Annotated in this window: 27 protein-coding genes and 1 pseudogene; 7 read left to right on the top strand and 21 right to left on the bottom strand. The window is 63.4% G+C overall.

Annotated features, from left to right (window positions below; all coding sequences use genetic code 11):
- Positions 1-208: 208 nt before the first annotated feature.
- The gene (locus AB7M33_RS21290) at positions 209-1,396 is read right to left on the bottom strand and encodes a porin (protein WP_027596431.1); all 1,188 of its coding nucleotides are present in this window, start codon (positions 1,394-1,396) and stop codon (positions 209-211) included.
- Between the two features lie 239 nt (positions 1,397-1,635).
- On the opposite strand from AB7M33_RS21290, the gene AB7M33_RS21285 reads away from it, so the two are divergent.
- Positions 1,636-2,127, top strand: coding sequence for a DUF1543 domain-containing protein (locus AB7M33_RS21285; RefSeq protein WP_099429615.1), 492 nt, complete (start codon positions 1,636-1,638; stop codon positions 2,125-2,127).
- A gap of 164 nt (positions 2,128-2,291) precedes the next feature.
- Here the strand turns inward: AB7M33_RS21285 and AB7M33_RS21280 are convergent, their stop codons facing one another.
- On the bottom strand, positions 2,292-2,933 hold the full coding sequence (locus AB7M33_RS21280) for a DUF1109 domain-containing protein (RefSeq protein WP_454243548.1): 642 nt from the start codon (positions 2,931-2,933) through the stop codon (positions 2,292-2,294).
- Positions 2,920-3,508, bottom strand: a pseudogene (locus tag AB7M33_RS21275) (sigma-70 family RNA polymerase sigma factor). Before AB7M33_RS21275 ends, AB7M33_RS21280 begins: the two are co-directional and overlap by 14 nt.
- 167 nt (positions 3,509-3,675) lie before the next feature.
- Here AB7M33_RS21275 and AB7M33_RS21270 point away from each other — a divergent pair.
- The 4 genes from AB7M33_RS21270 to AB7M33_RS21255 are packed head-to-tail and all read left to right on the top strand — an operon-like array spanning position 3,676 to position 6,034.
- Positions 3,676-3,954, top strand: coding sequence for a BufA1 family periplasmic bufferin-type metallophore (locus AB7M33_RS21270; protein ID WP_027596420.1), 279 nt, complete (start codon positions 3,676-3,678; stop codon positions 3,952-3,954).
- Between the two features lie 16 nt (positions 3,955-3,970).
- Positions 3,971-4,804: an MNIO family bufferin maturase gene (gene bufB, locus AB7M33_RS21265; protein ID WP_454243547.1), complete on the top strand. Its 834-nt coding sequence runs from the start codon at positions 3,971-3,973 to the stop codon at positions 4,802-4,804.
- Positions 4,801-5,556: an HvfC/BufC N-terminal domain-containing protein gene (locus tag AB7M33_RS21260; RefSeq protein ID WP_454243546.1), complete on the top strand. Its 756-nt coding sequence runs from the start codon at positions 4,801-4,803 to the stop codon at positions 5,554-5,556. The genes bufB and AB7M33_RS21260 overlap by 4 nt, the downstream gene beginning before the upstream one ends.
- Positions 5,557-5,566: 10 nt before the next feature.
- Positions 5,567-6,034: a DoxX family protein gene (locus AB7M33_RS21255; protein ID WP_454243545.1), complete on the top strand. Its 468-nt coding sequence runs from the start codon at positions 5,567-5,569 to the stop codon at positions 6,032-6,034.
- A 151-nt stretch (positions 6,035-6,185) separates the two neighbouring features.
- Here the strand turns inward: AB7M33_RS21255 and AB7M33_RS21250 are convergent, their stop codons facing one another.
- The 5 genes from AB7M33_RS21250 to AB7M33_RS21230 all read right to left on the bottom strand — a co-directional run bounded on the left by AB7M33_RS21250 (position 6,186) and on the right by AB7M33_RS21230 (position 9,900).
- Positions 6,186-6,716 carry a PqiC family protein gene (locus AB7M33_RS21250; RefSeq protein ID WP_454243544.1) on the bottom strand — a complete coding sequence of 177 codons (531 nt, stop codon included), beginning with the start codon at positions 6,714-6,716 and terminating at the stop codon, positions 6,186-6,188.
- Positions 6,717-6,739: 23 nt separating this feature from the next.
- A complete protein-coding gene (locus AB7M33_RS21245; RefSeq protein ID WP_027596415.1) occupies positions 6,740-8,380 on the bottom strand; it encodes a PqiB family protein in 1,641 nt (546 codons plus the stop codon).
- On the bottom strand, positions 8,364-9,008 hold the full coding sequence (locus tag AB7M33_RS21240; RefSeq protein WP_454243543.1) for a paraquat-inducible protein A: 645 nt from the start codon (positions 9,006-9,008) through the stop codon (positions 8,364-8,366). The genes AB7M33_RS21245 and AB7M33_RS21240 overlap by 17 nt, the downstream gene beginning before the upstream one ends.
- Complete coding sequence (locus AB7M33_RS21235) at positions 9,005-9,601, bottom strand: paraquat-inducible protein A (RefSeq protein WP_027596413.1); 597 nt, start codon at positions 9,599-9,601, stop codon at positions 9,005-9,007. Before AB7M33_RS21235 ends, AB7M33_RS21240 begins: the two co-directional genes overlap by 4 nt.
- Before the next feature lie 74 nt (positions 9,602-9,675).
- Positions 9,676-9,900: a hypothetical protein gene (locus AB7M33_RS21230; RefSeq protein WP_027596412.1), complete on the bottom strand. Its 225-nt coding sequence runs from the start codon at positions 9,898-9,900 to the stop codon at positions 9,676-9,678.
- A 232-nt stretch (positions 9,901-10,132) separates the two neighbouring features.
- On the opposite strand from AB7M33_RS21230, the gene AB7M33_RS21225 reads away from it, so the two are divergent.
- The gene (locus tag AB7M33_RS21225) at positions 10,133-10,438 is read left to right on the top strand and encodes a hypothetical protein (RefSeq protein ID WP_265968296.1); all 306 of its coding nucleotides are present in this window, start codon (positions 10,133-10,135) and stop codon (positions 10,436-10,438) included.
- Positions 10,439-10,474: 36 nt separating this feature from the next.
- Here the strand turns inward: AB7M33_RS21225 and AB7M33_RS21220 are convergent, their stop codons facing one another.
- From AB7M33_RS21220 to AB7M33_RS21185, 8 genes are all read right to left on the bottom strand, one after another.
- A complete protein-coding gene (locus AB7M33_RS21220; protein ID WP_454243542.1) occupies positions 10,475-12,025 on the bottom strand; it encodes a sensor histidine kinase in 1,551 nt (516 codons plus the stop codon).
- A gap of 522 nt (positions 12,026-12,547) precedes the next feature.
- A complete protein-coding gene (locus tag AB7M33_RS21215) occupies positions 12,548-14,485 on the bottom strand; it encodes a response regulator (RefSeq protein WP_454243541.1) in 1,938 nt (645 codons plus the stop codon).
- Positions 14,475-15,341, bottom strand: coding sequence for a sensor histidine kinase (locus AB7M33_RS21210; protein ID WP_265968291.1), 867 nt, complete (start codon positions 15,339-15,341; stop codon positions 14,475-14,477). The genes AB7M33_RS21215 and AB7M33_RS21210 overlap by 11 nt, the downstream gene beginning before the upstream one ends.
- Positions 15,334-16,350, bottom strand: a complete 1,017-nt coding sequence (locus tag AB7M33_RS21205; RefSeq protein WP_454243540.1) for an ATP-binding protein — start codon at positions 16,348-16,350, stop codon at positions 15,334-15,336. Before AB7M33_RS21205 ends, AB7M33_RS21210 begins: the two co-directional genes overlap by 8 nt.
- A complete protein-coding gene (locus AB7M33_RS21200) occupies positions 16,341-16,745 on the bottom strand; it encodes an anti-sigma regulatory factor (RefSeq protein WP_099429624.1) in 405 nt (134 codons plus the stop codon). Before AB7M33_RS21200 ends, AB7M33_RS21205 begins: the two co-directional genes overlap by 10 nt.
- Entirely contained in the window at positions 16,742-17,104 is a 363-nt protein-coding gene (locus tag AB7M33_RS21195; RefSeq protein WP_027596405.1) for an STAS domain-containing protein, read from the bottom strand. Before AB7M33_RS21195 ends, AB7M33_RS21200 begins: the two co-directional genes overlap by 4 nt.
- A gap of 4 nt (positions 17,105-17,108) precedes the next feature.
- The gene (locus AB7M33_RS21190; protein ID WP_238211573.1) at positions 17,109-17,960 is read right to left on the bottom strand and encodes an STAS domain-containing protein; all 852 of its coding nucleotides are present in this window, start codon (positions 17,958-17,960) and stop codon (positions 17,109-17,111) included.
- A gap of 175 nt (positions 17,961-18,135) precedes the next feature.
- Complete coding sequence (locus tag AB7M33_RS21185; RefSeq protein WP_081717555.1) at positions 18,136-18,600, bottom strand: Lrp/AsnC family transcriptional regulator; 465 nt, start codon at positions 18,598-18,600, stop codon at positions 18,136-18,138.
- A gap of 118 nt (positions 18,601-18,718) precedes the next feature.
- Here AB7M33_RS21185 and AB7M33_RS21180 point away from each other — a divergent pair, with 118 nt between their 5' ends.
- Entirely contained in the window at positions 18,719-19,309 is a 591-nt protein-coding gene (locus AB7M33_RS21180) for a hypothetical protein (protein WP_446731403.1), read from the top strand.
- On the opposite strand, the gene AB7M33_RS21175 is transcribed toward AB7M33_RS21180, so the two are convergent.
- The 5 genes from AB7M33_RS21175 to AB7M33_RS21155 all read right to left on the bottom strand — a co-directional run bounded on the left by AB7M33_RS21175 (position 19,295) and on the right by AB7M33_RS21155 (position 26,902).
- Entirely contained in the window at positions 19,295-19,837 is a 543-nt protein-coding gene (locus AB7M33_RS21175; protein WP_454243539.1) for an AAA family ATPase, read from the bottom strand. The two genes, AB7M33_RS21180 and AB7M33_RS21175, sit on opposite strands and share 15 nt — an antisense overlap.
- A 318-nt stretch (positions 19,838-20,155) precedes the next feature.
- Complete coding sequence (locus AB7M33_RS21170; protein ID WP_454243538.1) at positions 20,156-21,802, bottom strand: fatty acid--CoA ligase; 1,647 nt, start codon at positions 21,800-21,802, stop codon at positions 20,156-20,158.
- A 45-nt stretch (positions 21,803-21,847) separates the two neighbouring features.
- Positions 21,848-24,373 carry an efflux RND transporter permease subunit gene (locus tag AB7M33_RS21165; RefSeq protein ID WP_454243537.1) on the bottom strand — a complete coding sequence of 842 codons (2,526 nt, stop codon included), beginning with the start codon at positions 24,371-24,373 and terminating at the stop codon, positions 21,848-21,850.
- Between the two features lie 29 nt (positions 24,374-24,402).
- Positions 24,403-25,479, bottom strand: a complete 1,077-nt coding sequence (locus AB7M33_RS21160) for a WD40/YVTN/BNR-like repeat-containing protein (protein WP_454243536.1) — start codon at positions 25,477-25,479, stop codon at positions 24,403-24,405.
- A gap of 64 nt (positions 25,480-25,543) precedes the next feature.
- Positions 25,544-26,902, bottom strand: coding sequence for a DUF1329 domain-containing protein (locus tag AB7M33_RS21155; protein ID WP_027596398.1), 1,359 nt, complete (start codon positions 26,900-26,902; stop codon positions 25,544-25,546).

The raw sequence follows: 26,902 nt of genomic DNA, 5'->3' as shown, positions 1-26,902 counted from the left end.
GCGGGTTGGCTGAAGGTTGAGTGTACGGAGGACGTCCTGGAGGGCGAATGCTACTTGGGTAGCGGGTAGGCGGTTCCATGGGAGTATGGGTTGGTTGTGGAGGCCTGCCTTGAGGGTTGTGGTGGGGCGCAGATCGAGCGCCGCGCGGGCGGCGCTCGATCTCATGGGCGCAGAAAATGCCGAGGCGAACACCTCGCCCGCCAAAACGCTACCAGGTCAGCACCGCGCCCAATGCAAGGGTATCGGTGTCTTCGTTCTGGTCGCTGGTGTCATGCCCATCAATGGAAAACTGGTTGTACTCGGCCACCAACGTGAGGTTGTCGTTGACGTCATGAAACAGCGCCACACCCCGCGTCTCGTAATCCGCGCCACTGCCCACCACCCCGTTGCCATCGTCCTTGGTCTTGCCGTAGGACAACGCCAGTCGGTTTTTGCCAACTTTGTATGACCCTTGCAGCAGGTAACCGTCGCTGTCGACATTGCGCAGGGTTGGCTCGCCGGCGTTGTTGGTGAAGAACGGGTTGATACCCTTGGCCTGGAAGCCGGAGCCGGTGAGCGACAGCCCGCCCATCTTCGCCTGCACGCCATAGCCGACACCTTTGGAGGTGATCGACTTGACCGTCGAGTCGGTGTTGTCCGAGGTCTGGTAGCTGCCATTGATCCAGCTATAGATCTTGGCGCCGGCCAGGTCGAACTGGTAGGTGATCTCGCTCTCGGTGCGGGGGTTTTCCTGATAAGCCTTGCCGGTCGGGCTACTGTCGTTGGTGTCCACCGGGTCCATGATGCCCACCGCTACCCGCAGGCCCTCCATCACCGGTGTGCGGTAGGTGATCTGCGAGGTGGGGAATGGGTACGGGTAACCGCTGCCGATGTTGCCGAACGATACCCCGCCGCCGTCCACCAGCCCCAGGCTGTCACTGACCTGGCCGTAACCGGCAAGCAGTTCGTCCAGCAGAATGTTGGAACGCGCAAACAGCCCGAAGTCCTTGCCGATCAACACCTCGCCCCACTCGGGGTTTGCCACGGTGCCGTAGAACTGACGCACGTCGATGGCGGTGTCGGTGCCGTTGGTTTCGCTGTCGTTGATGGTCACCCAGAACGAGGCACGCGCCCCGAGCTTCAGGTCATCCACCTGTTTACCCATGTTGAAGCCCAGGTAGTTGGGCAAAAAACCCATCTTCACCCGTGACTGGCGGCGGTCGAATTGATCGCCCGCCCGGTCGACATCACTGTTGACGTAAAAGGCATTGATGTAGCCGTCGGTGGAAAACGTGGTCTGGTCCTTGTCGTACAGCATGATCTCGGCCTCGGCGACGCCGCTCAGGCCCAGGGTCGAAAGGCTGGCGATGACAGCCGTCAGGATACGAGGCGATAGTTTCTTATTGTTGTTGTGCATGACGCGCTCCAAAAACGTGGGCTCGGTGTTGGAGGCGATTATCAGAAGCGGGCACACCGCTCGGTACGCTGCCTTGGAGGGGGTTGCAGGCTGCTTTGGGCCGGCGCGCGTGGCGCGATGATTAAGGCCCGAGACCGGCTTAGGCCAGGAGGCAACACCAAGGGTGTACGCCTGATGAACAGCCAGGCACCCAGTGTGTCATCATCCGCATGACCCCTTTCGAAATTGCAGGATCATCCATGCTCTACGTCGTCATGCTCGGCGGACGCCACCCCCGCGCCAGCATCGAAGTTCACGATGTGGTATTTGCCCAGGCCGACTCGCTGGAGCAAACCTACCCCCTCTTGCGCAACGCCTGGTTCGGCAGCCCCAAAGGGTTGCACATCGACTCCTGGCTGGAAGTGCACGGGGTGGAGGGTTATCGCATCGAATTCAGCCAGGCAGCACCACCGCCAGGGGCCATGCGCCTGTTCTTCCTGAACCTGGGGGGCTACGAGCGGCAGGTGTTTGGTGAAGCTCACCGTTACCTGCTAGTGGCTGCTACTGACAAAGCCGCCGCCAAGCAACTGGGTAAGCAGCGTATGGCGGCAGGTTGGTTGAAACCCCATACCGACGCGGTGCTCGATGTCGACGATTGCTTACCGATTGATCTGCTGGAAGGGCGCTATGTGCACCTGGTTGAGGGTGAGCATGACGGCATTGTGCAACGTAGCGATTACATTCTGATTTGATTGACAGGTCATCTACGCCTGTACGTTCCGTGCAGATGACGCGCGACTAAATCTCGCAAGAGGGGATCACATAGTCCCTTCGATTGTTCTGACCGTTATCGTTTTCGCGAAGAACAGCCGATTTGTTAACACATTCGCGTGGGCTTTAGCATTTTCGCTGCCTCTCACCAGCGCAACAACCGGGGCCCTGCCAACGCCCCCACCAGCGTCGGTACCAGCATGCCCAACAGGTACCAGGTCCCCCAGAACGGCACCTGCATTTCCGGGCAGTGCAGGCAATAGGCCAAGGTTGCAGTCGAACCGGCGAGCAGCCCTGCAGCGCCACCAGCCTGGCGCAACCGTGTTGGGGCCAGGCCGCGCAATGCCCAGAACACGGCGATGAACACCGGCACGCTCAACAGCGAGATATTCAACGCGCAGGTGCGCCAGGTACGGCCGAAGATCAACTCGGCACGGGCCTCGACCGGGGCGCCCGACAGGCTGATCGCCGCCCCCAACCAGACCAGCAGTAACGGCAGCCCCAGCAGCCCCCAGGCCAGCCCACCCTTCACACCCGGCCGGGCCAAACGTTGCGTGAGCCATAGCGCAAGCAGCGCCAGGCTGCCAGGCAAGGCCAGCTTGGCCCAGAACAACGGCGTGCGCGCCACGTCGGCAAGGTCGCTGCGCACGCCATAGAGGGCCACTGTCATCAGTACTGCGGCGAGCAGGCCCGCGAGCAACGCCTGGGCCAGGCGCCGCGCCAGGGCATGGCGGTCCACCGGCCCTTCGCCAGCGGCCAGCAGGGTAATCAGTTCATCGGTTTTCATCGTCTTCACTGCCTCGAATCAGCCTGGCCAAGGCCTTGAGCCCACGGTGTATGCCTACCTTGACTGCCGAACTGGAGAGCCCAGTGATACGCGCGGTCTCCTCCACCGACAGGCCCTCGAGCTTGACGTGGACGATCGGCAAGCGCTGGCGCTCCGCGCAACTGCCCCAGCAGTTTACCCAGGTCTCGGCTGGCCTGGGCTGGCGCTTCGTCGCTGGCGGCGAACAGGTCACTGTCGTCGTCCAGCAGGTCGTGCAGCGCATCGTGATGCGCGTAGCGGCGCAGGTAATCCGCCAGTTTGTAGCGGGCAATCGCCTGCACCCAGGCCGTCAGCGGCTGTTGCGGCTGATAGGTTTGCCGCGCGTTATGCACGGCCAGCAACACCTCCTGCAACAGGTCTTCGACCTCGGCAGGGCGCTGTTGCAGGCGCCGCTTGAGAAAACCCCGCACGTGCAGCGCCAGTGCCGCGAGAAATTCGCGGTAGGCCTGCGCATCACCCGCCAGCCCGCGCAGCAGCAAACCCTGCAACTGCGTCTCGCGAGCGGCGAGGAGGTCCTGTGGGTTAGTTCGTTGCATTGGGCGCCAGGGTTACACCGTCGGAAGGTTTCTTTTATCGAACCTTAGATGAGCCACGGCCACTGGAAAAAAATTTTCGTCGGCCTGTAACCCGGGCAGCGATCGCCGCGAACTACTCAATGAGCCTTCGGTACACCACCCGGGCCCCATCCTCTGGAGACACCCTCATGAAAACCCTCGCCCTCGCCACCGCCGCCCTGGCCCTCGCTTCAATGGCCAGTGTCGCCTTCGCCGGCACCACCGCCGGCACGGGTACCGCCATGGAAAAATGCTACGGCGTCGCCATGGCCGGCAAAAACGATTGCAAGGCCGGCGCTGGCACCACCTGCGCCGGCAGCGCGAAAAAGGACTACGACGGCATGCACTGGAAGAACGTCCCGGCCGGTACCTGCACGTCGATCAAGACCCCCAACGGCATGGGGTCGCTGACCCCAATCAAGTCCTGAGTAGAGGCCGCCGACCATGAACCGGAACTTACCCCTGGGCGCTGGGCTAGGGCTCAAGGCCGAACACTATGCCCAGGCCCTGGCGTGCAACGCCGAAGGCCTGTGGTACGAGGTCCATCCGGAAAACTACATGGTCGGCGGCCCGCGCCTGGCCTGGCTGCAGCGCATGGCCGAGCGCCATCCGCTGTCGCTGCATGGCGTGGCACTGTCACTGGCAGCGGACGCCGAGCCGGATGCCACCCACCTGCGCCGCTTGCGCAAACTGATCGACCAGGTAAAGCCGGCGCTGGTGTCCGAGCACCTGGCCTGGTCCACCTGGCACGGCCAGTACCACCCCGACCTGCTGCCGTTTCCCCGCAGCAGCGAAGCGCTGACGCGCATCAGCGACAATATCCTGCGCACTCAGGATGCACTGGGGCGGTCAATCGCCCTGGAAAACCCCAGCCACTACCTGCAGTTGCAAGGGCATGAGTGGGACGAGATCGATTTTCTCGACGAACTGGTGCGCCGCACTGGGTGCACCCTGCTGTTGGACGTCAACAACGTGCATGTCAGCGCACACAACCTGGGTTTCGACGCCGCAGCCTATCTCGACCGCTTCCCTGCCCAGGCCATCAGCGAAGTGCACCTGGCCGGGCACAGCCACGACGCGCAGGGCGCGCTGCTGATCGACTCGCACGATGCCGCGATTGCCGAACCTGTATGGGCGCTGTTCCGCCGCTTGATCGCACGAATCGGCCCACGCCCGACGCTGATCGAGCGCGACGGTAACCTTCCAGCGTTCGATGACTTGCTTGCCGAACGCGCCATCGCCCAAACCACCCTCACGTCTGCAGGAGACTTGCCATGAACCTGCCCCTCGGCCAGTTCCAGGACGCCTTCATCGACGCGCTTTACCAGCGCCCTGCCCCGGCGCTGCAAAGCCTGACCGGGCAAGCGGCGTTCGCGGTCTACCGCAATACCGTGCTGGCCGGTTGCGTCGACGCGCTGCGGGCCAACTTTCCCAGCGTCGAGACCTTGGTCGGCGCCGATTGGATGCAGGAGGCCGCGACCACCTACGCCCAGCAGTCCCCCCCGGACGATGCCCGGCTGATCCACTACGGTGCGGGCTTCGCGGCATTTCTGGAAGAGTTGCAGGCTAGCCATGGGCTGCCCTACCTGGCCGATGTGGCACGCCTGGACTTCTACTGGAGTGAAGCGTTCAGCGCTACCGAAGACCCTTGCCTGGCGCTCACCGACTTGGCTGGCATGACCGCCAGCGACTTGATGCACAGCTACCTGGCCCCCCGCCAGAGCGTGCGCTGGCAGTGGTTCGATCCGCACCCGGTGCTCAGCCTGTGGCGCTGCAGCCGTGAAGGCCTGCCGTGGTCGGGCGCGCAACCGTGGGTGGCCGAAGGCGTGCTGCTCAGCGGCGGCCTCGACGGCGTCAGCCATCAGCCGCTGGAAGCCGGTGGTTGCGCCTTTCTGGATGCCTGCGCGGCAGGCCATACGCTGGAAACCGCTTCGCAATGCGCCCAGCAACGCCAACCCGACCTGGACTTCAGCGACCTGCTCGGCCGCCTGATGCAAGCCCGGGTCTTTCGCCCACTCTCATTCGCATGAAGGAACGGCCATGGACACCCTGCGCCCCACTGCCCCGGCAATCAGCCTGCGCCAACGCTGGAACGGCTTGGCCGAACGCCTGCAATGGCTGCTCAACGACACCGTGCTGTGCCTGGTCGCACGCCTGGGTATCGCCTCGGTGTTTTTCATGTCTGGCCGGACCAAGGTCGAGGGCCTTCTGAGCATCACGCCCAGTACCTATGAGTTGTTCCAGAGCGAGTATGCGCTGCCACTGGTCTCACCCTGGCTCGCGGCCCACCTGGCGACCTATGCCGAGCACCTGTTCCCGCTGCTGCTGGTGCTTGGCCTGTTTACGCGGCTTTCGGCGCTGGCCCTGCTGGGCATGACCACGGTGATCGAGGTGTTCGTCTACCCGGACGCCTGGCCTACCCACCTATCTTGGGCGGGCCTGCTGCTGTTGCTGGTGGCCAAGGGCGCTGGCGCGCTGTCACTGGACCGCGTATTGAGGCTGCGCTGAACGCGACCTAGTAGGCTCTGTACGAAACGTTTTGTGGGAGCGGGCTTGCCCCGCGAATGGGGCTACGCGGTGTATGGCACCGGCTTCGCCGGTGTTCGCGGGGCAAGCCCGCTCCCACGTGCGTCAATGTTTAGAAATTGCGCAACAAAGCCTAAGACCTCGGGCACCCCGACGCGCTGGCACGCACGGCGCTGGCGAGCTTCTGCAGGTTGGCCTGCTGGGCGCCGACCAGGCTGCCGACGCTGTTTTGCGCGGGGGTATGCACGGAGGTGCGGCAGGTCATCTCGTCCTGCCCGGGGCGCTTCAAGCGCCACACCGCCTCCAGCAGTGCGTACTGGCCAGGGACTGAGTCGAAGCGCTGCACATCCACCCGCAGCAGTGTGCTGGGCGTACCGCCGACCGGCCCGCCTAGCTGGTCCTGCAAGGCGCTGCGGAACTCATCGACCAGGTTGGCGCCCCACCACTCGGTTTCGAGGATCACCAGGCTACTCGTGCCCTGGCGGATCACCAACTGCGGGCGGTCCACCTGCGGCGGCATGCTGACCCGCTCGACCAGGAACTTCTCGCCCGCCGCATGGCTGGGCTGCGCAGCGACCAACGTGTGGTAGTTGTTGGGCGCGCTGCGACAGCCCGCGGTCAGCACCACCAGCGTGGCCAGCAACAGGGTAGGCAACGTGCGCATCGGCTCTCACTCCTTGGGCGTGGTCAGGGTTGCACGTCGTCCGCGCCTGCCGCTTTTGGCCGGCCGCGAATGAGCGATTCGGGATGACGGCCGAGGTAATCCGCCAGGTCCCTCAGCGAACGGGACATACGCTCCAGCTCCTGCAGCGTGTCACCGAGTTTCTCCCGCTGCGGCGAGTTCTCGGAGATCGCTGAATTGGCCGTGCGCAGGGTTTTCTGCAGTTCATCCAGTGTGGTCGTCAGTCCAGGCAGGGTTTGCCCATCGACGCGCTTGGCCGCGCTGCGCAGTTCGCGCAGCGTGCCGTCTAGATTTCCGGCAATACTTTCAAGCGGCAGCTTGCCGATGCGCTCGACCACACCCTGCAACTGCTCCTGGAGTTTTTCCAGGCTGCCGGGCACGGTGGGGATGACGATCGGGTCGGCGCTCATGTCGAAGGCGACCTTCGGCGCCTCGGGGTAGAAGTCCAGCGAGATGTACATCTGCCCGGTGATCAGGTTGCCACTGCGCGCCTGGGCACGCAGGCCGTGCTCGACGAACGTGCCGATCAGTTGCCGGGCACCGGCGGCGTCGCCTTCGGTGTGCTTGAACACCTTGAGCATTTTCTGGTGCACCGGTCCCAGGCGTTTCGGGTAGATCGCCGCATCGACCACCACAGGAAAGATCTGTTTCTTCGGGTCGTAATCCAACGTAATCGACGTCACCCTGCCAAATTCAACCCCTTTGAACTCCACCGGCGCGCCCACCGTCAGCCCGCGCATCGACTGGTCGAAGCGCAGGCGCAAGTACTGCGGGCTGCCCGTTGGCGGTGCGAGGGCCGCATCGCGGTCGGCGAACAGCTCGAACGCCTGCTGGTCGGCGGCGGGCTCGGCTGCAACGGCATATTCGGGCGTGCCGAAGGCCAAGCCGCCCATAAGGATCGACGACAACGACTGGGTCTCGACCTTCAGCCCGTTGGCGCCAATCTGCATGTCGATGCCGCTGGCGTTCCAGAACCGCGTATCGAGGGTGACGAAGGCGTCGTAGGGGGCCTGCACGAAAACGTCGATGTCCACGCCCCTGCCATCGGGCTGCAGCGCGTAGGACACCACCTCGCCCACCGGGATCCGGCGAAAATAGATCGACGAGCCGATATCCAGCGAGCCGAGGTCATTGGCGCTGAGCACGAAGCGCTTGCCCTTCTCGCCATAGGTTATGGCCGGCGGCGATTCCAGGCCGACGAAGGTCTTCGCGGGCTTTTTCGACTCGCCGGCATCGGCGCCGATGAAACTGCCCGACAGCAAGGTGTCGACCCCGGATATGCCACCGGCGCCAATGCGCGGGCGCACCACCCAGTAGCGGGCGCTTTCGGTGGCAAACGACTCCGCCTCTTTCGACAGCTCCACCTTGGCCACCACGCTCTTGTGGTCTGCCGCCAGCTCCACCGAGGTGACTTCACCAATCACCACGCTGCGGTAGCGCACCTGGGTCTTGTGCGCCACCAGCCCCTCGCCGCTGCGAAAGGAAATCGAGATCACCGGCCCCTGTTCCATCCAATTGCGCACCACCAGCGAGGCGCCCACCAGCAGTGCCAAAATCGGCACGATCCACACCAGCGAGACACTGAAGCGGCGTGTGCGTACCTGCGCCTGGCCGGGCCCAGCAGGGTTCTCAGTCTCCAGCGCCATCGTGGTGCTCCCCGTGGTGTGGTTGGTCGTCCCAGATCAGGCGTGGGTCGAAGCTCATGGCCGAGAGCATGGTCAGTACCACCACCAGGCCGAAGAACAGGATGCCAGGCCGCGGCTCGATGGTGCCCAGCCCGCGCAGTTGCACCAGCGCAGCCACCAACGCCACCACCATGACGTCGAGCATCGACCAGTAGCCGATCAGCTCGACAAAGCGAAACAGTTGCGAACGCTGGCGGCGCGCCCACTGGCTGCGGCGCTGGGCAGTGAACAGCAGCAGGCCAAGGGACACGAACTTGATGCCCGGCACGCCGATACTGGCGATAAAGATGATCAGGGCGATGTCCCAGGCGCCCGCCTCCCAGAACTCCAGCACCCCGCCAACGATGGTGCTGTCGCTGCCCTGGCCGAGCATCTCGGTGCGCATCACCGGCAGCGCATTGGCCGGCACGTAGAAGATCAGCGCGGCAAACAGAAATGCCCAGCCCCGGGCGATCGGGTTGGCCTTGCGCCGGTGCAGTGGCGCGCCACAGCGGTCGCACTGGTGCAGGCCTAGGCGCAGGTCGCAGGCCTGGCCGCAGCCGTGGCACAGGCACAGGTGCAGTTGGTCGGCCAGCGCCGGGGCGCTCATACCTGCACCCACAAGTCGCGAATATCGCGGCCGGCAATGAAGATCATCAACACGCTCAACGCCGCCAGCGCGATCAGCCCAATCCCCGGGATCACCTCGAGTAGCCCCGCCAGCTTGATCACCGCCACCATGGCACCCAGCAAGCACACCTCCAGCATGCTCCAGGGCCGCAACCCCTCCAGCGCCCGCATGCAGGCGGCAAAGCCCGGCGCGCGGCGCCTGCCCAGGGCAAACCCTAGCACCCAGCACAACAGGGCAATCTGCAACACCGGGGCGAAGATGATCGACAGCGCCAATACCAGGGCGATGAAGGTGATGCTGCCGTGGCTGAGGATCTGCACCGAATCCCACAAGGTGGCCGAATTGCTCAAGCCGCTCATGCTGATGGTCATCACCGGGTAGGCGTTGGCGAAGACCAGCAGTACCCCGCCGGTGATGCACAACGCCAGACGCTGCTGCACATTCAGTGGGTTGTGGCGATAAAGCACGCCGCCGCAGCGCTGGCAGCAGGCACTTTGATGACGGTGCAATGGCGTGCGCCGGTACACGGCGTCGCAGTACTCGCAAATGATCACATCATCCGCCTGGGCCATGCGTGCCCCCCGAATTGGCGCTTACCTGGCAGATAGCGTAGACAACGGGTCGGCAATCTGCTCAAGCACCTTGCTCAGGCGAAATTTGCTTGCTGGGGATCTTGGCAGCTATTACGCGCCGCACATTCGAACTCGGCTTCGGCGCGCGTCGAAAAGCTCAGGCTGAGGCGGACTTTTTCTTGCGTATCGTAAAGGTCATAGCCCTCCCCCAAGGCACTGGGAAAACCAATGCGCCGAGGGAAGATCTCTTTATGGCGAGGTACCGCGGGAACCACAACGAAGCGCATGTGCATAATCAGCCCTCTCCGGCAGTTCTTTAGTATTAGTCTGCATATGGGAAAGACTCAAGCTGGCTCATGCAAAGAATGTGGTTAAACATAAAAAGCTCAGGATTATTGGAGCCATAAATACCGGGCCGGCGGTTGTTCAGGCGTTTTGTCAGAATCCCCAACAATAAATGCACCGCCCAAGATTGCCCCGAAGTCACAACTGAACACAGACCTTCCTGTGTGTGAACAGAGGTATGCAGTCATGGCGAACAATCAAGACTGGGGTGCAAACCAAGGCGGCAACGCCAATACCGGTGCCGGCGATGCCGGTCAGAAAGGCGGCCAAGGTGCCGGGGGCGACATGCCCGACAAACAGAAAGGCGGCCAGCAACCAGGACAGAAACCTGAAGACAAGATGAACAAGGACTGGGACCGCTCAACTGACACGGGGCGCCAAGGTGGGCAGCCCGGCACTGACCAAGCCAACCGCCAAGACCCCGCCGACAAGGGCCGCATGGGTGGCCAGGCCGACCAAGGGGATGATCAGCAACGGGATGAAGACCGCTGATGCCTTTGGTCCCGGGGTTGTACTACTGCCCTGGGGCTAAAGTTTGAAACGCACATGGATCGTGCTTTTTGCTTGCGCACGGTCAACCGTAATCGCCTGGTTGCCATAACCCGAATAGCTTTTAACCAAGCGCATACCCAGGCCGGTACCCGTTGGTTTTGGGTAGGACTCCGGAAAACCATCGCCCTCGTCGGTGACGGTGATCAGCGCATGATCCCCTTGGCCACTCACGCTGACTTCCACCGTGCCTTTGCCATACTTCAAGGCGTTGGTGATGAGTTCGGAAATCACCAAACCCAGTGGCGCCATCCGTTCGGCGGGTAGGATGAACGTGTCCGCGTTGAGCAAGATTCTGCGCTCGGCCAAGGCTTTGCCCAGATCACCCAATAACGCCGCAAGGTAATCACAGGCCCGCACGGCTTGGGCCTCAGCGTTCTGGTAAAGCCGCTCATGCACGCTGGCGATGGTCAATACCCGAGTCGCCGCCGTCTCAAGCTGCAGCTTTACCGCTTCATCCTCGGCCATGTTCGCCTGCAGCAACAGCAACGTGTTGACCAGGTGCAAGCTGTTTTTGACCCGGTGATGGATTTCTTCCAGGTACAGGTCGCTTTTGCTCAGCTTGATGTTCTGCGCGTCGATCAACGACAGCAGCTGGGCTTCATGATGACGTCGCTCGGTGATGTCGCGTGAAACAGCGATCATCTTTTGAAAGTCCCCTTGCTCGCCAAAAATCGGCGCAACCGTCACGTCCCACCACTTAGGCTCCTGTTGCTGGGTTGGGCAAAAAGCCTCGAACCGGGTCGACTCGCCGCCTGTGACTTTACTGATCGCTTCCAGCACCAGGTTTCGGGATTCGTCAGGCCAGAGCTGCGACCACGCCACACCGCGAACCTGGGCCAGGTCGCCAATGTGCATCAGGCACATGCCGGCATCGTTCATGAATTCTATGTCGCCGCTCGCGGACAGGATCTTCACGCAATCGGGGCTGGCGTTGAGCACGCTCTCCGAATAAGGGTCGGACGAATGCATCTCCGAGGTTGCAGAAATCCGCTCGACCGCCATGGAGATGACGTTGGAGATGCCCTCCAGGAACACCAGGTCGCTTTCGATGAAGTCTTCACCATTGCTGCTGTCGGCTTCGAGTACGCCGAACGGGGCGGATGGCCCGCGAATGGGTACGTTGATCGCACGCTCGATGCCGTACTTTTTAAGCAATGAAGGGGTTCTGAAGCGTTGCTCCTGCCCCAGGTGGTTCGACAGCACTGGCCGGTAGGTGGAAATGGCATAGCCTGCGGGGCTGGCAATGTCCCCGCCCACCGTGGCATGCCCGATGTCGGCCTCATCCCAACCCACGCCATGGGACAGCAAAAACTCGTCGCTGTCCGCCACCGGCGTGAGCACCTTGGCGAATGGCGTCTCCATGCCCTTGGCCACGACATCGCACGCCAGCGTCAGCAGCGCATCCAGGTTAGACGACTTCAGTGACATGACGCCGTACTCGACGACCAGTTCATGCTGCCGCCGGAGCCTGGCATGCGACTTCTGCAACGCGGCGCGAATGGTTTCGTCGGGAGATTGATGCTGCATGGGGACTATTTCCAGAAACGAGATAAAGATGCACGCTGAAGCGCTTTCGCCAGTGCGTCAGCACTGTGGTTTACACCGCGCATTGCCCTGATGCAACAACGAAATCAGTCTAACCCCGCCGCTCATGCGCGCCGAACACATGGCAGGTCATCTGCTCAACTCACCAAGATGGCCTGATGGTGTTCGATAGAGGGTATGGATACCTCCTCTCGCCGGGCGGCAAGCCACGCCCGCATGCGCTCGGTATCGAAAATCTGCCCCTCCTCCATCATCACTAGAATGAGTGATTGAGACATTCTGTAACACCCGCATTGCGAGCAGCGTCGCTCTTCCCAACCGAGCGGGCATTCGACGGAATCAGCATGTCCAGCGCAAATCAGACAACTCATGAAGCCCCCTTATGCTCTTTTTGGCGTGGGAAGTTGTGTACAGGTCGACAGGATGGGTCGCATAACGGTTAGACATGAGATTTTCATGCCAACTTTACATTCCCTTTAGGTAATGACCGCGCATCCCGTTCTGCTAGCCAAGGCTAAGCCGCACCTTGTCGAGCAGGTCACCGATCTGGAACGGTTTGATCAACAGGTCCATCCCCGTGTCCAGAAACGCCTGCCGATCCAGCGCCGTCTCGGCGTAACCGGTCATGAACAAGACCGGCAGCCCCGGGCGGTAAGTACGCGCCATGTCGGCCAGTTCGCGCCCACTCATGCCCGGCAGCCCGACATCGGTCAGCAACAACTCGATGTCGGCGTCTTCGCGCAGGTGGTCCAGCGCTTGCTCGATGGTTTCGGCCAGGGTGCAGCGATAACCCGCGTCGGCCAGCACTTCTGCCACCGACAGGCGCACAGAGGCCATGTCTTCTACCACCAGCACATGCTCGCCAGCGCCGCGCTGGTCCAATTGTGGCACCTGTGCCTCACAGGTGACCTGGTGGCTGCTGGCCGGCAACATCAACGTCACCTCGGTCCCCTGCCCTGGCACGCTGCAGATCGACACATGCCCACCCGACTGGCGGGCGAAGCCATAGATGGTCGATAGCCCAAGTCCGGTCCCTTGGCCGACCGGCTTGGTGGTGAAGAACGGGTCGAACACCCGCTCCAGCACCTCCGGTTCGATGCCGCCGCCATCATCGCGCACGCTCACCGCCACATAGGGGCCGTCCTGCAGGTAAGGGTTGCCATGCGACCAGCTCGCCGCGGTGTTGACCCAGATATGCCCGCCTTTGGCCAGGGCATCGCGGGCGTTGATCACCAGGTTGAGCACCGCGCTCTCTAGCTGGATCGGGTCGACCAGGGCGATGGTCGGCTCGCTGGATAGCTCCAGTACCAGCACGATCCGTTCGCCGATGGTGCGGGTGATCAGCTCTTCCAGCGAGCGCACGCGCTCGTTGATGTCCACCGGGCGGGTGTCCAATGGCTGCTGGCGCGCAAATGCCAGCAGCCGGTGGGTCAGCGAAGCGGCGCTCATGGCTGAACTGAGCGCGGCGTCCGCGTAACTCGGGATCTTTTCCAGACGGTTCTGCGCCACCCGTTTGCGGATCAGCTCCAGGCTGGTGATGATGCCGGTCAGCAGGTTGTTGAAATCGTGGGCGATCCCCCCTGTCAGGCTGCCCAAGGCGTCCATCTTTTGTAACTGCAGCAGTTGCGCCTCGGTCTGCGCCCGCTGCGCCATTTCTCGCGCCAGCTGGGTGTTGGCGTCATCCAGGCGTGCCAGGTGCGAGCGTTCGCGGTGGCGGTGTTCGGTGACGTCCTCGACGAACACCAGGCAGAACCCTGGCGCTCGGTAGGGCGAAAGCTGCCACTCGGTGTCCCGTGGCTGGCCGTGCACGCTCATGCCCAGCGTGCCACGCCAGCGCTGGCCAGCGGCCAGGTGCTGGCGCAAGGCGGCGATGGCGGTTTGCTGACCGTCGACAAAGCACTCCTGCAGCGCCTTGGGGTTACGGTTGTCTTGGGTCAGCTGGGCGAATGCATGGTTGCACTCATGCACCTTGAGCTCGGCATCGAGCACGGCGATGGGTGCCGAGACATTGGTGAAGATTTCCCGAAAGTTGGCCTCGCTTGCACGCAGCGCCCGCTCGGTATCGCGCACCCGCATCAGGGTCCGCAGGGTCGCCACCAGCACATCCGGGTCCACTGGATGCACCAGGTAAGCGTCGGCACCGGCATCGAGCCCGGTAATGATGTCGCCGGTCTGGATCGAAGCCGCCGACACGTGAATCACCGGCAGCAGTGCAGTCTCAGGGTCCGCGCGCAGCAACCGGACGATATCGAAACCGCTCATGTCCGGCAGGTTGACGTCGAGGATCAGCCCGTCTATCTGCTCGCTGCCGATCATGGCCAGCCCCTCGCCACCGGTGCCCGCCTCCAGCACCTGGTAGCCATGCAGGGCCAGGCGCCGACGCAGCGCATAACGCGTGGCGACGTTGTCGTCGACAATCAGCAGGCGAATGTCAGGGTTCATCAACGCTCTCCTGGGCCAGCGCCAGCGGGATGACGACAAAGAACGACGACCCTTCGCCCGGCACACTGTCCACCCCTACTTCACCGCCCAGCAAGGCCGCGAAGCGCTTGCACAGTGACAAGCCGAGGCCAGTGCCGCGCAGGCGTTTCTGCAGCGGCGAGTCGATTTGGGCGAAGTCTTCGAACAGCCCGCCCAGCAGCTCAGGTGCGATGCCGATGCCCGTGTCGGTCACAGCAAAACGAATCTGGTCGTTGCCCTGCAAGTGCGCCGACACCCGCACTTCGCCACGGGTGGTGAACTTCAGCGCGTTGGAGATGAAGTTGCGCAGGATCTGCGCCAGCTTCTTGTCATCGGTATACATCTTCGGCAGCCCGTGTGGCTCTTCGAAGATGAGGTCTACCGAGCCCATGTCGACGATCGGGCGGAACATCCCGCGCAAGGCAGCGAACAGGTCGAGCATGTCGAACCAGGCCGGCGAGATGGTGATGCGACCGGCTTCGATCTTGGCCAGGTCGAGCAAGTCGTCGACCATGTCGCTGAGTTCGCGCGTGGCGTTGCTGACGAACGCCACCTGCAATTGCTGCTCCTTGCTCAGCGGCCCATCCACTTCGTCGGCCAGCAGGCTGGTGATGCTCAGGATTGAGCCCAGGGGTGTGCGGAACTCGTGGCTCATGTAGGAAAGGAAGCGGCTTTTCAGGTCCGATGCCTGGCGCAACTGTTCGGCCTGGGTATCGAGCTCGGCGTAAAGCGCCAGCACACCCTGGTTGGTTTCTTCCAGCTCTGCGCGCAGGGCTTGGTTTTCGGCCTGCAGGTGTGCCACGCAGGCAGCCTGCTCGGCCTGGTTGTCGTCAGGCATGCACCGTCTCCAAATCGAGGACCAGCACGGTCACATCGTCCCGCCCACGGCAGAAGTCGCGATGCAATACCGCCGCGATCACGGCCGGGTGGCGGAGCACGAGGCCCGGGTAGGCTTGAAGGTTCCAACGGGACTGCAGGCCGTCACTGAACATGATCAACAGGTTTCCCTTCACGTGAGCGTAGTCGAACACTTGCCCTTTGCGGTATTGCCCGCCGACGATGCCGGGGTGCGAGGCCAGGCCCCGCGGGCGTTCGCCGCCGACCAGGGTGGCGCCGATGTTGCCGATACCGATGAACGCGACACTGTCACGCGCGCCCTCGTACTGGGCAATCGCGACGGCCCCGCCGCGCGTGCCGGCCATGGCCTGGTGCAGCTCGCCCAGCAGCTGCTGGGGCGCGCTGAAGGGGCTCTGGGCAAAGGCCTGTGCGCCCGCCTTGGCGGCGCGTTCCGCTTCTTCGCCATGGCCTAGGCCGTCGATCAACAAGGCACTCACGCGCTGCTCGCCGAGGGTCACGTGCCATGTATCGCCACAGGCTGGGTCGTCATGCAATGAATGCTGGCTGACGCCCAGGCGAATGTCCTTGGGCGTGCCGTCTTTTTTATAGACCCGCGCCAGTACCACCGCGCCTTGTGCGTCGGTGTGCACATCGAACACCTGTGCCAGGCGGCTCACAGCGCCCAGGCCGATACCTTGGGTGCCCCCGGTGGAATAGCCATCGACCAGGCAGTTGGCCAGGTCGAAGCCCTGGCCGCGGTCTACCGCCAGCAACTCGATGCCAGGCTGTTCGCCATGGGCAAGCACGCGCAGGTGCAGCTCGCCGCGTGCGGCGTGCTTGAGCACATTGCTGGCAAGTTCGGTGGCGACGAGGGCTGCCCGGCCTGCATCGGCGGCGTCGAAGCCCTGCTGTTCGGCAAGTTTCTGCACCACGCGTCGGGCGTGACCGACCTGGCTGGCATCGTCGAGGCGCAGCACCTGGGTCAGGCTTGCGCTCAGGCTCATATCCATCGGGTGATCATTACCCGGGTACCTTGCCCGGGCGCGGTGTCCAGCTCGAATTCGTCGACCAGGCGTCGTGCGCCGGTCAGGCCAAGGCCCAGGCCGCCGCCCGAGGTCCAGCCATCGGTCAGGGCCAGTTTGATGTCGGCAATACCCGGCCCTTCGTCACGGAACACCAGGCGTACGCCGACACGGCCGGCCTCTTCGATGACCTCCCAGTCCATGTCGCCGCCCCCGCCGTACACCACGGTGTTACGGGCAAGCTCACTGACGGCGGTGACCAGTTTGGTCAAGTCGACCAGGCGCATGCCGCAATCGCTGGCGATCTTGCGCGTCAATTGGCGGGCCAGTACCACGTCCTGCTCGATACGTACCGGCTGGCTGCCACGCTCGCGGGTGCTCATGAGTGGCCTACCCGCTTACGCAACAGGTGCATGCCGCGATCGACATTGAGCGCGGTGCTGACACCCGGCAGGGTCAGCCCTAGCTCCACCAGGGTGATCGCCACCGCCGGCTGCATGCCGACCAGCACAGTCTCGGCATCCATGATGCGCGACAGCCCCGAGATAGTGGCAATCATGCGGCCGATGAACGAGTCGACCATGTCCAGTGCCGAGATGTCGATCAGCACGCCACGGGCCGAGGTGTGTTCGATGCGATCGGTCAGGTCGTCCTGCAGGCGCAGCGCCAGTTGGTCATGCATATCGACCTGGATGGTCACCAGCAGGAACTCGCCCATTTGCAATATGGGGATTCGCTCCATGGGCTCAGCCCCGCTCGCCAGCAGCGGTACCCAGGCGCGCCAGCGCCAGCTTCAGGGCATCGGCGAGGTTGGACTTGGTGGTCAGCGTGCCCAGGTCCAGGCCCAGGTGCACGATGGTTTGCGCAATTTGCGGGCGCACGCCGCTGATAATGCAGTCGGCGCCCATGAGGCGGATGGCGGTCACGGTCTTGAGCAGGTGCTGGGCCACCAGGGTATCGACTGTTGGCACGCCCGTGATGTCGATAATGGCGATCTCGGAGCCTGTGTCGACGATGCGTTGCAACAGCGACTCCATCACGGTCTGGCTGCGATGGGAGTCCAGGGTGCCAATCAGTGGCAACGCCAGGACGCCTTCCCACAACTTGACCACGGGGGTCGACAGCTCCAGCAGCTCTTCCTGCTGACGCTTGATCACGGCTTCGCGATTCTTTTGGTAGGTGCGAATGGTGTGCAGGCCAAAGGCATCGAACAGCGACGAAATCTCCCACAGCTGCTCGGCCAGCAGCGCGGGCTGCTCGCGGTAATGGGCTTGCAGCAAGTTGAACAGCGGGCCCTTCAGCGCAAAGATGAAGAACGCCGTTTGATGGGACTCTTGGCCCACCTGGGCGCGGCTGGCAGACAGCTTCTCGAGGAAGCGGCGTGTCTCTTCCCAGCCTTCGGCAGCGATGTTGGTGCCGCTTTCATTGCGCAAGCCGTCGACCACCAACTGGAGGAATTCACGGGTTTCCTGGCGCAGGTCCTGTTCGCGGATGTTCCGCGTCGCCCCGTTGGCTTCGAGTGCGGCGTGCCACTCACTCAGCAACTGCGCCTGATTGCTGACAATCGCTTCCAACGTACTGTTTTGCAGTGCTGCCATGTCGAGTTAGCTCCGTAAAATGCGTGGCCGGTGCCCCATAATTCGTACCGGCTCCGAGAAGTGACATTTGCCGAGGGAAATAGTTGTGGCGACTGGCAATTAATTGCATTGCGCCATCGCACGTGCCGCTAACTCTAGGCCAAGAATGCCTGGCGCGTTGCGAATCGAAGCCCGCCTACACCGGCAACTCGGTGGTGAGCTTGATTTTCTCCATGGGCACTTCGGTCTTGACGTTTTGCACCACACTCAGGCTGGTCAAGTGAGCGATCTGGAAGCGGCGATAGGCCTCAAGGTCCGCTGCTACCACTCGTAGCAGCAAGTCGCAGTCGCCCGCCATGACGTGGCACTCCACCACTTCGGGCAGCAGCCGCACGGCCTCGACGAACTCATCGGTGGTGTCCTGGTCCTGGCGCTTGAGCCACACCCGCACGAACAAGGTCAGGCCCAGCGCCACTTTGGCCGGGTCCACCAGCGCCACATAGCGCTCGATAACGCCGGCTTCTTCCAGCAGGCGCACCCGCCGCAGGCACGGTGAGGGCGACAACCCCACCTGTTTGGCCAGTTCCTGGTTCTGTAGGCGGCCGTCGCGTTGCAGCGCCCGCAGGATACGTCGATCGATGGCGTCGAGCTTGATTGGCATCGAAGACCTTTGATTGGAATATTTCGGCAGCAGATGCCAAATAATCACGCCAGTAGAGCCACTACGCAACCCGATTTCAGCGATTCATTGGAATAATTTGCCCCCACTGGAGGTGACCATGAATGCCCTTGAATCCGTAGTTGAAGATCCCCCTGCAACGCCAGAACGCGAATGCCCCGCTGCCGCGTCCACCGAGCCACCACCGCAATCGAGCCCGCGCACCGGCGCCACTTCTTCGAGGGGGTGTCAGTGGGTGGCCTGGGTCAGCTTCATCACGCTCGGCGCGTTGATCGGGCCGCTGCTGGGTGACCTGCACCCCTACGGCTTGGACACGGCATTAGCCGCCGTCTTGCTGGTACTGCTCAAGGGCCTGTGGAAAGGGGTGCACGCCGCCCTGCCCTGGCTATTCAGCCTCGTGACTGCAGGGCTGTTCTACCTGCTGATTCCCGGTGGCGGGTACGTGCTGGCGGGCACGCTGGCCGGTCTGGTCAGCGCGTACCTGTGGGCCAAGCCATTCACCCGGGTGCTGAACGCCGCCCCTGGCTGCGTGCTGGTTGCCGTGATCACGCCCGCCTTCGTTTCTGGCCACCCCGCAGACCTCATCGCCCTGGCACTTACCGCTTATGCCGCTTCACGGTTTTCAATCTTGCCAGTGATGCTGTTCGCCCTCGCCGTGACCGCTGCGATGCGTACGCTACTGCCCGCCTGACGCCAGCACGCCGGCAGCCGGCAAGCTGTCGAGAAATGCGCCAATCTGTTTGCTGCCACGCACGTGCACGACAGGCACCTGCGGCCCTTTCGCCAGGCGCTGCGCCTCGATGCCTGGGCGGTAGCCGCGATCGAAGTTCCACACGAAGTTCAGGAAAGTCAGGAACGCCCGGTCAAGTTTCTCTGTGCAACCGGCGGGTAGGTCTGGACGGGGCCGGTTCATGACGCTGCGCAGGATCACCCGGGTGAAACAGGTAAGCCGGGGCGTATCGAGCCAGATGACCAGGTCGGCACGGGGCAGGCGCAGGTCGAATGTGCGCCGGGCGTAGTTGCCTTCACACACCCAGCTGTCCCCTGCTGTCGCCTTGCCGACCCGCTGGCGGAACTGCTCGGCGTCCGGTTCGACCCAGCCGGGCTCCCAGAACAGGGTATCCAGGTGAACCACCGGCACGCCGAGCCGCTTGCCCACGGCACGAGCAAGGGTGGATTTACCACTGCCGGCATTTCCCAGAATCACAATCCGTTGCATGGCGGCTTCCTGTCGCGAAAAAGCCGGCAATTGTGCAGGTTCTGGAGGGGCAGTCCAATCCCTACACAAAAATAGACTTCATTGGCTTAGCCGGCTTCCAACAACAAATCATTCATTGATTTAGCAGGGACCTGGGGGAGCAACTGTCTGCGCAATTTCTAAAAATTAACGCACGTGGGAGCGGGCTTGCCCCGCGAACACCGGCGAAGCCGGTGCCATGCACCGCGTAGCCCCATTCGCGGGACAAGCCCGCTCCCACGTCAAAATTGCGCAAGACAGTTGCTCCCACAGGATTGGGGCTTGCTACAGATTGTTCCCCTACACCCCCATATGCATCTCGCGAATCAGCTTCTTGTTGATCTTGCCGATGCTGGTCTTGGGGATGTCGGTGACGAAGTGCACCTGCCGGGGGATCGCCCACTTGTTGATCTGGCCCCGGTCGACGAACTGCTTGAGGTGCGCCTCGAGCATCGGCTGGTCAAGGCTGTCACCGGGCGCGCGGACCACCAGGGCAATCGGCCGCTCACCCCACTGTTCATCGGGAATGCCGACCACCGCCACGGCGCTGACCGCCTGGTGCTGGCTGATCAGGTTTTCCAGGGTCAGCGAGCTGATCCATTCACCGCCGGTCTTGATCACGTCCTTGATGCGGTCCTTGATCTCCAGCACGCCGTGGCGGTCGATCGAGCCCATGTCACCGGTGTGCAGCCAGCCGTCCTGCCACAGCTCGGCGCCTTTCTGCGGTTCGTGCAGGTAGCCCTGGGTCAACCAGGGCGAGCGCACCACGATTTCCCCCAGCGACTCACCGTCGTGTGGCATGTCGTTGCCTTGCGCATCGACGATACGCAAGTCGACCATCGCCACCGGGGCGCCGGTCCTGATGCGCTGCGCGACCTGCTCGCCCATGGGCAAGGCCAGGTCTTCTTCGCGCAGGTGGGTCAGGGTCAGCAGCGGGCAGGTCTCCGACATGCCGTAGCCACTGTAGATCAGCATGCCCCGCTCGCTGGCCTGACGGGCCAGGCCGTGGGTCAGCGCGCTGCCACCGAGCAGAATCTTCCAGCGGCTGAAATCGGTGTGCCGGCCTTGCTCGCAGTCCAGCATCATCTGCAATAGGGTCGGCACACAGTGCGAGAACGTCACCCCCTCGTCGCGGTACAACCGGACCAGCGTGTTCGGCTCGTAGCGCCCCGGGTACACCTGCTTGACCCCCAGCACCGTGGCCACGTACGGCACACCCCAGGCGTGCACATGGAACATCGGCGTGATCGGCATGTACACGTCGCTCGAACGCAACAGCGGCTGGCCGTCGTAGGCGGCAAAGGTGCCCAGTTCGTTGAGGGTGTGCAGCACCAACTGACGGTGGGAGAAATACACCCCCTTGGGGTTGCCCGTGGTGCCGGTGGTGTAGAACAACGTGGCCACCGAGTGCTCGTCGAAGTCGTCGAACTCGGCCTGGCAACTGGCACTGGCCAGCAGCGCCTCGTACTCGCCCAGCACTGGCAGCGTGGTGGCCGTGGCCTGTTCGTCGGTCAGTTGCAAGTAACCTCGCACCGTGCCCAGCTGGCCCTGAATCTGCTCCAGCAGCGGCACGAAATCGTCGTGCACCAGCACCAGGTCGTCTTGCGCATGGTTCATGGTGTAGGCGACCTGCTCCGGCGATAGCCGCACGTTCACTGTGTGCAGCACGGCGCCCAGCATCGGCACGGCAAAAAAACACTCCAGCGAGCGGTGGCTGTCCCAGTCCAGTAGCGCCACCGTGTCGCCCGCCTGCACCCCGGCAGCACGCAACACATTGGCCAGGCGCCGAACCCGCTGGTCGAGCTCACGGTAGGTGTAGCGCAGCCTGTCGGCGTAGACGATCTCCTGCTCAGGATGCTGCCGTACCCCCGACATCAGCAGGCGCTTGATCAGCAAGGGGTAGGCATAGGCACCGGCTGCCGGCGGCATTATTTTTGTCTTGGCCATGAAGGTAGATTCCAGTTTCCGTGTTCGTTTCAACTAATAGGGCGCTCAAGCGCTCATCCGTGTGTGCGCCCGGGGTTCGCTCACCTGCTCACCCGGCGGCGCGGTAGGCGCGCAGGGTTGGGGCGCAGCGGCGACAAAGCGTTTGTCCGGCAGCAGGAAGTACGACAGCGCGGGGATCAGCACCAGGGCGCCGAGCATGTTCCACAGGAACATGAAGGTCAGCAGGATGCCCATGTCGGCCTGGAACTTGATCGGCGACCACGCCCAGCCGACCACCCCCGCCGCCAGCGTAATGCCGACCAGCCCCACCACCCGGCCGGTGAAGGCCACGGCGTTCTGGTAGGCCTCGCCCAGCGAACGACCTTGGCGTTGGTAATGCAGCTGCACGCTGAGCAGGTACAAGGCGTAATCCACACCAATGCCGACGCCCAGGGCGATAACCGGCAACGTGGCCACTTTCACGCCAATGCCCATCACCACCATCAAGGCCTCGCACAGCACCGAGGTCAGCACCAGCGGCAACAGCGCCACCAGCGTCGCCCGCCAGCTGCGGAAGGTGATCAGGCAGAACAGCGTCACCGCCAGGTAGACGAACAGCAACATGGTGCGGTTGGCTTCACGGACCACAATGTTGGTTGCCGCCTCGATGCCAGCACTGCCGGCCGCGAGCATGAACTGGCGGTCGGGGCTGCTGTTATCGCGGGCAAAGCGGTCGGCGATGGCCACCACGTCGTCCAGGGTCTGGGCCTTGTGGTCTTTGAGGTAGGCGATCACCGGCATCATCGAGCAGTCGGTGTTGAACAGCTCCGGCGCATTGACCGACGCTTGCTGGGCGGCGTAGTTGAGCATGTCCTGGTTGCGTTGCAGGCTGCTCATCTTCGGGTTGCCCTCGAATGAGCCCGCCGTGATCTGGCGCACGGCATTCACCAGCGACACCGTGGTCTGCACGCCCGGGTACTGCTGCAGCTCCCAGGCCAGGCGGTCGGCGAGCATCAGCGTCTGGTAGCTGAGGCAGCCTTCCGGCGGGGTCTTGATCATCACCGCGAACAGGTCGCTGGACAGCGCGTAATGCTGGGTGATGTAAGCGTTGTCGCGGTTGTAGCGGGAATCGGCGCGCAACTCTGGCGCCCCGCTGTCGAGGTCACCGATCTTCAACTGCAGGCTCACCCAGAACCCACCCACGCCCATCAGCGTGGCCACCAGCACGGCGCCCGTGGCCCACTTGCGCGTGGTGAAACGGTCGAGCGCATCCCACAGTTTGCCGAAGCCGCGGTGCTCGGCAGCGCGCTGGTCGATGCGCAGCGCCCGTGCGGCGGCCTTGCGGCCCACGCCGACGTAGGACAACGCCACCGGTATCAACAGCAACGAGGTGAAGATCAGCACCGCGACACCAATACTGGCGGTGATTGCCAGGTCCTTGATCACCGGGATGTCGATCAACATCAGCACGGCAAAGCCCACGGCGTCGGCCAGCAACGCAGTGACCCCGGCCACGAACAGGCGGCGGAAGGTGTAACGCGCGGCGACCTGCCGGTGCGTGCCACGGCCAATGTCCTGCATGATGCCGTTCATCTTCTGCGCCGCATGGGACACGCCGATGGCGAAAATCAGGAACGGCACCAGGATCGAATAAGGGTCGATGGCATAGCCCAGCCAGCCGACGATACCCAGTTGCCACACCACCGCCGTGAGCGAACAGAACACCACCAGCAAGGTACTGCGCACACAGCGGGTGTACAGGAAGATGATCACCAGCGACGTGAGCACCGCCAGGGCGAAGAACATCATCACCTGGACCAGCCCGTCGCTCAGGTCGCCCATCAGCTTGGCAAACCCGATGACCCGCACCTTGTACTTGCCATGGCCTTCTTCGCCGGCCTTGCGCGCCGTGCTGTCCCCGGCGTACTCATACTTGTCGCGCAGCTGCTGCTCGAGCATCTGCGAGAACTGCCGGTAATCGATGCCGCGGCCGGTGGCCAGGTCGTGGTCGAGCAGTGGCACCACCAGCATGCTCGATTTGAAATCGGTCGCCACCAGGCTACCGACAATGCCGGCGCGGTTGATGTTCTGGCGCAGTTGATCGATGTCGGCGGGCTTGCCCTGGTAATCGTCGGGCATCACCGGGCCACCCTGGAAGCCTTCTTCGGTGACTTCGGTCCAGCGCACCCCTGGGCTCCACAACGACTTCATCCAGGCGCGGTCCACGCCCTGGGCCAGAAACAGCTCGTCGTTGATCTGCTTGAGCACGTCCAGGTACTCAGGGTCGTAGATATCGCCCTGGGTGTTCTCCACCACCACCCGCACCGCGTTGCCCAGGCCGCGCAGCGACTTGCGGTTGTCGAGGTAGTTCTGGATGTAGGGCTGGCTCTGCGGGATCATTTTTTCGAAGCTGGGCCGCAGCTCAAGCCGGGTCAGCGCCAGGTACCCCAACACCCCCGTGACCAGCACCATAAACAGCATGAACAGCGGGCGGTAGTTGAAGACCATGCGCTCCAGCACGTTGCCGGAACGCGGGTCGAAATCCCTCAGGTCGCGGATGACCGGCAGGGTGTCTTGCTTGATGTTGGCCATCACTGGGTTCTCTTGGAATGCTTGGAGGCTTATCGGGCGGGCAGCACGCGTACACCGCGCTCGCCTACCAGCACGGTGGCATTTGCGCCGGTCTGCAGGGCGCCGGCCACCGGCGCCAGCGGCACCTGCGGTTGCACGGCAAAGCTCAGGCCGCCGTCGCGGCTGCGCAGCACCTGCCCGCCCTGGCTGAACAGCCAGTAGTCACCGTGGCTGTCGAGGCTGGCAGCGGTGATGCTCTGGGTCACCCCGGTGTCCACCTTGGCCCAGCTATGGCCGCCATCGAGGCTGCGTGCCACATGGCCGCGCAGGCCATAGGCGAGCACCTCGCCAGGCTTGCCGAACACGCCAAACCAGGTACCTGGGTAAGGGCTGGGCAAGGCGACGAAGCGCTGCTGGCCGGCATCCCACTTCAGCAGCAGGCCCTGTTCGCCAACCAGGTACAGCGCATCGCCGACGGCCCGGATCGCATTCAGGTGAAAACCTTGCGGGTTGTCGGTGCGGTCTTGCATCGGCACCCAGGTGCTGCCGCCGTCGTCAGTGCGCAGGATCAGGTTGAACACCCCCACCGCGTAGCCGTGGCGGGCGTCGGCGAACCACACGCCGAGCAACGGCTTGTCGGCGCCCTCCTGCTCCAGGCGCTGGCCCTCGGCGACGAACTGCGCCCATTGCGCGTCCTCGGGATGGGCCTTGGCCAAGGCCTGGTAATGGGCCGCCACCAAAGCGCCAATCTGCCGGCCATCGAGCTGCACCGCCCAGTTGGCGCCGCCGTCACGGCTGTGCAGGATCACCCCATCGTTGCCCACCGCCCAACCTTCCAGGGCTGTGGGGAACGCCAGGGCATTAAGGTCGGCACTGACCGGCACGCTGGCCTGGTGCCAATCCTGGCCCTGGTTGTCGGAATACACGATGTGGCCACGCGGCCCTACCGCGACCAGCCGCTCACCGGCCAGTGCTACATCGCGCAGCGCACTGTGCACCACCAACGCACTGGCTTTGGCCGGCAAGTCCAATACATCGACATAGGCCGCCTGGGCCCCACCGCAAGCGCCGCCCAAGGTGAGCGCGACGGCCAGCGCCCACGGCGTAAACGTGTTCAAAGTAGCCATGCCACATCCTCTGCAAACCCTGCCGGCGGCCACCTGTGGCCAGCCGGCAGGCTGATCGTCGGGGTCAGCGAATACCGGCGCCGGCCAGGGCTTCCGGCGACCACTGCGCCTTGGACAGAGGGGCGATGTACTCGATACCGCCGTGCGGGCCGATCAGGCCATTGACGTTGTAGCTGCCACCCACCAGGTCGTAGACCACATGCGGGTTGTTGTTGGGGATCTGCACGTCGTAGCTCTGCGTGAAGAAGCTGAACGAGCCGCGATACAACTGGCCACGGGCGTCGTACTGGTCGGAGGCCAGGGCGAACCAGCTGTCCTCGTCGAGGTAGAAGCGGCGCTTGGCATAGATGTGCCGCGCATTGCCCTTGAGCGTGCCTTCCACTACCCACACGCGGTGCTTCTCCCAACGCACCTGGTCAGGCGCCAGGTGGTTCGGCGTGGTCAGGGTTTTCGGGTCGTGGATGTAGGTCAGCCGGTAGGTGTTGTACGGCACGTACATCTCGCGCTTGCCTACCAGGTGCCAGTCGTAGCGGTCCAAGGCGCCGTTGAACACGTACACGTCATCGAACGTACCCGAGCCGGCGGTGCCCGGGTTGGGGGTGTCGTAGGCCAGGTTCGGCGCCAGCTTCACTCGGCGCTGCCCCGGCAGGTACTGCCAGGCGCGACGTTCTTGCACCAGCGGGTTGGCGGCATCCTTGAGCATCATCGACTCACCGGCACGGCGCGCCGGGCCTTCGAAGTACAGCTTGGTCTGGAAGTAAATGTCCTTGGCTTCGATGACCTTGTTCAGGTCTTCGTAGATCGGGTAGGCGTTGTAGGCCAGGCCCGTGGTCGCCAGGGCCGCGACACCGGCAGCGTCGACGTTCCAGGAGTCGTACTTGGCCTTCTGCGCCACGCCTTGGTAGCGCAGCAGGTGGTTCCACATGGCCTCGGCACCCGATTGCGGCACCGGGAACGGCACGCCGGGCAGGACATTTTCGATGGCCAAGCCGTCCTGCAGGGACTTGGCATTAGCAGCGTTCTTCAGGGTGTTGTCGAGCAGTGCCTTGGGCAACGCGGCAGTGCGGTGGCTGGGGTAGACGTCGATGTGGAAGGTAGGGAAGCGTTTGGCCAGCTCCACGGTGGTGGCGGTCAGCGCGTCCTTGTACTGGTCGACGTTTTTGCCGTCGATTACCAGCAGCGGCTTTTCAGTGGCAAAGGGGTCGGGGCGCAGGGTATCGCCTTGCTTGAAGCCAGCGGGCGGGGTGTTCAGGCCGCCCTGGTAGGCCGGGATCGAACCGTCGGCGTTGCCCGCCTTGTCAGCACCTACCGCGGTCAGGTCCTTGCCCAGCCGGGCGACATCCTGGGCCGGGGCGGCCGCTTGGGCGCCCCCGGCGATAACGACCGCAAGCGAGGCCGACAGCAGGCTATTGAGATACTTCAT

The organism is Pseudomonas sp. Y3 TE3536, assembly GCF_053629175.1.
This window is presented reverse-complemented; position numbering and strand designations above follow the sequence as displayed.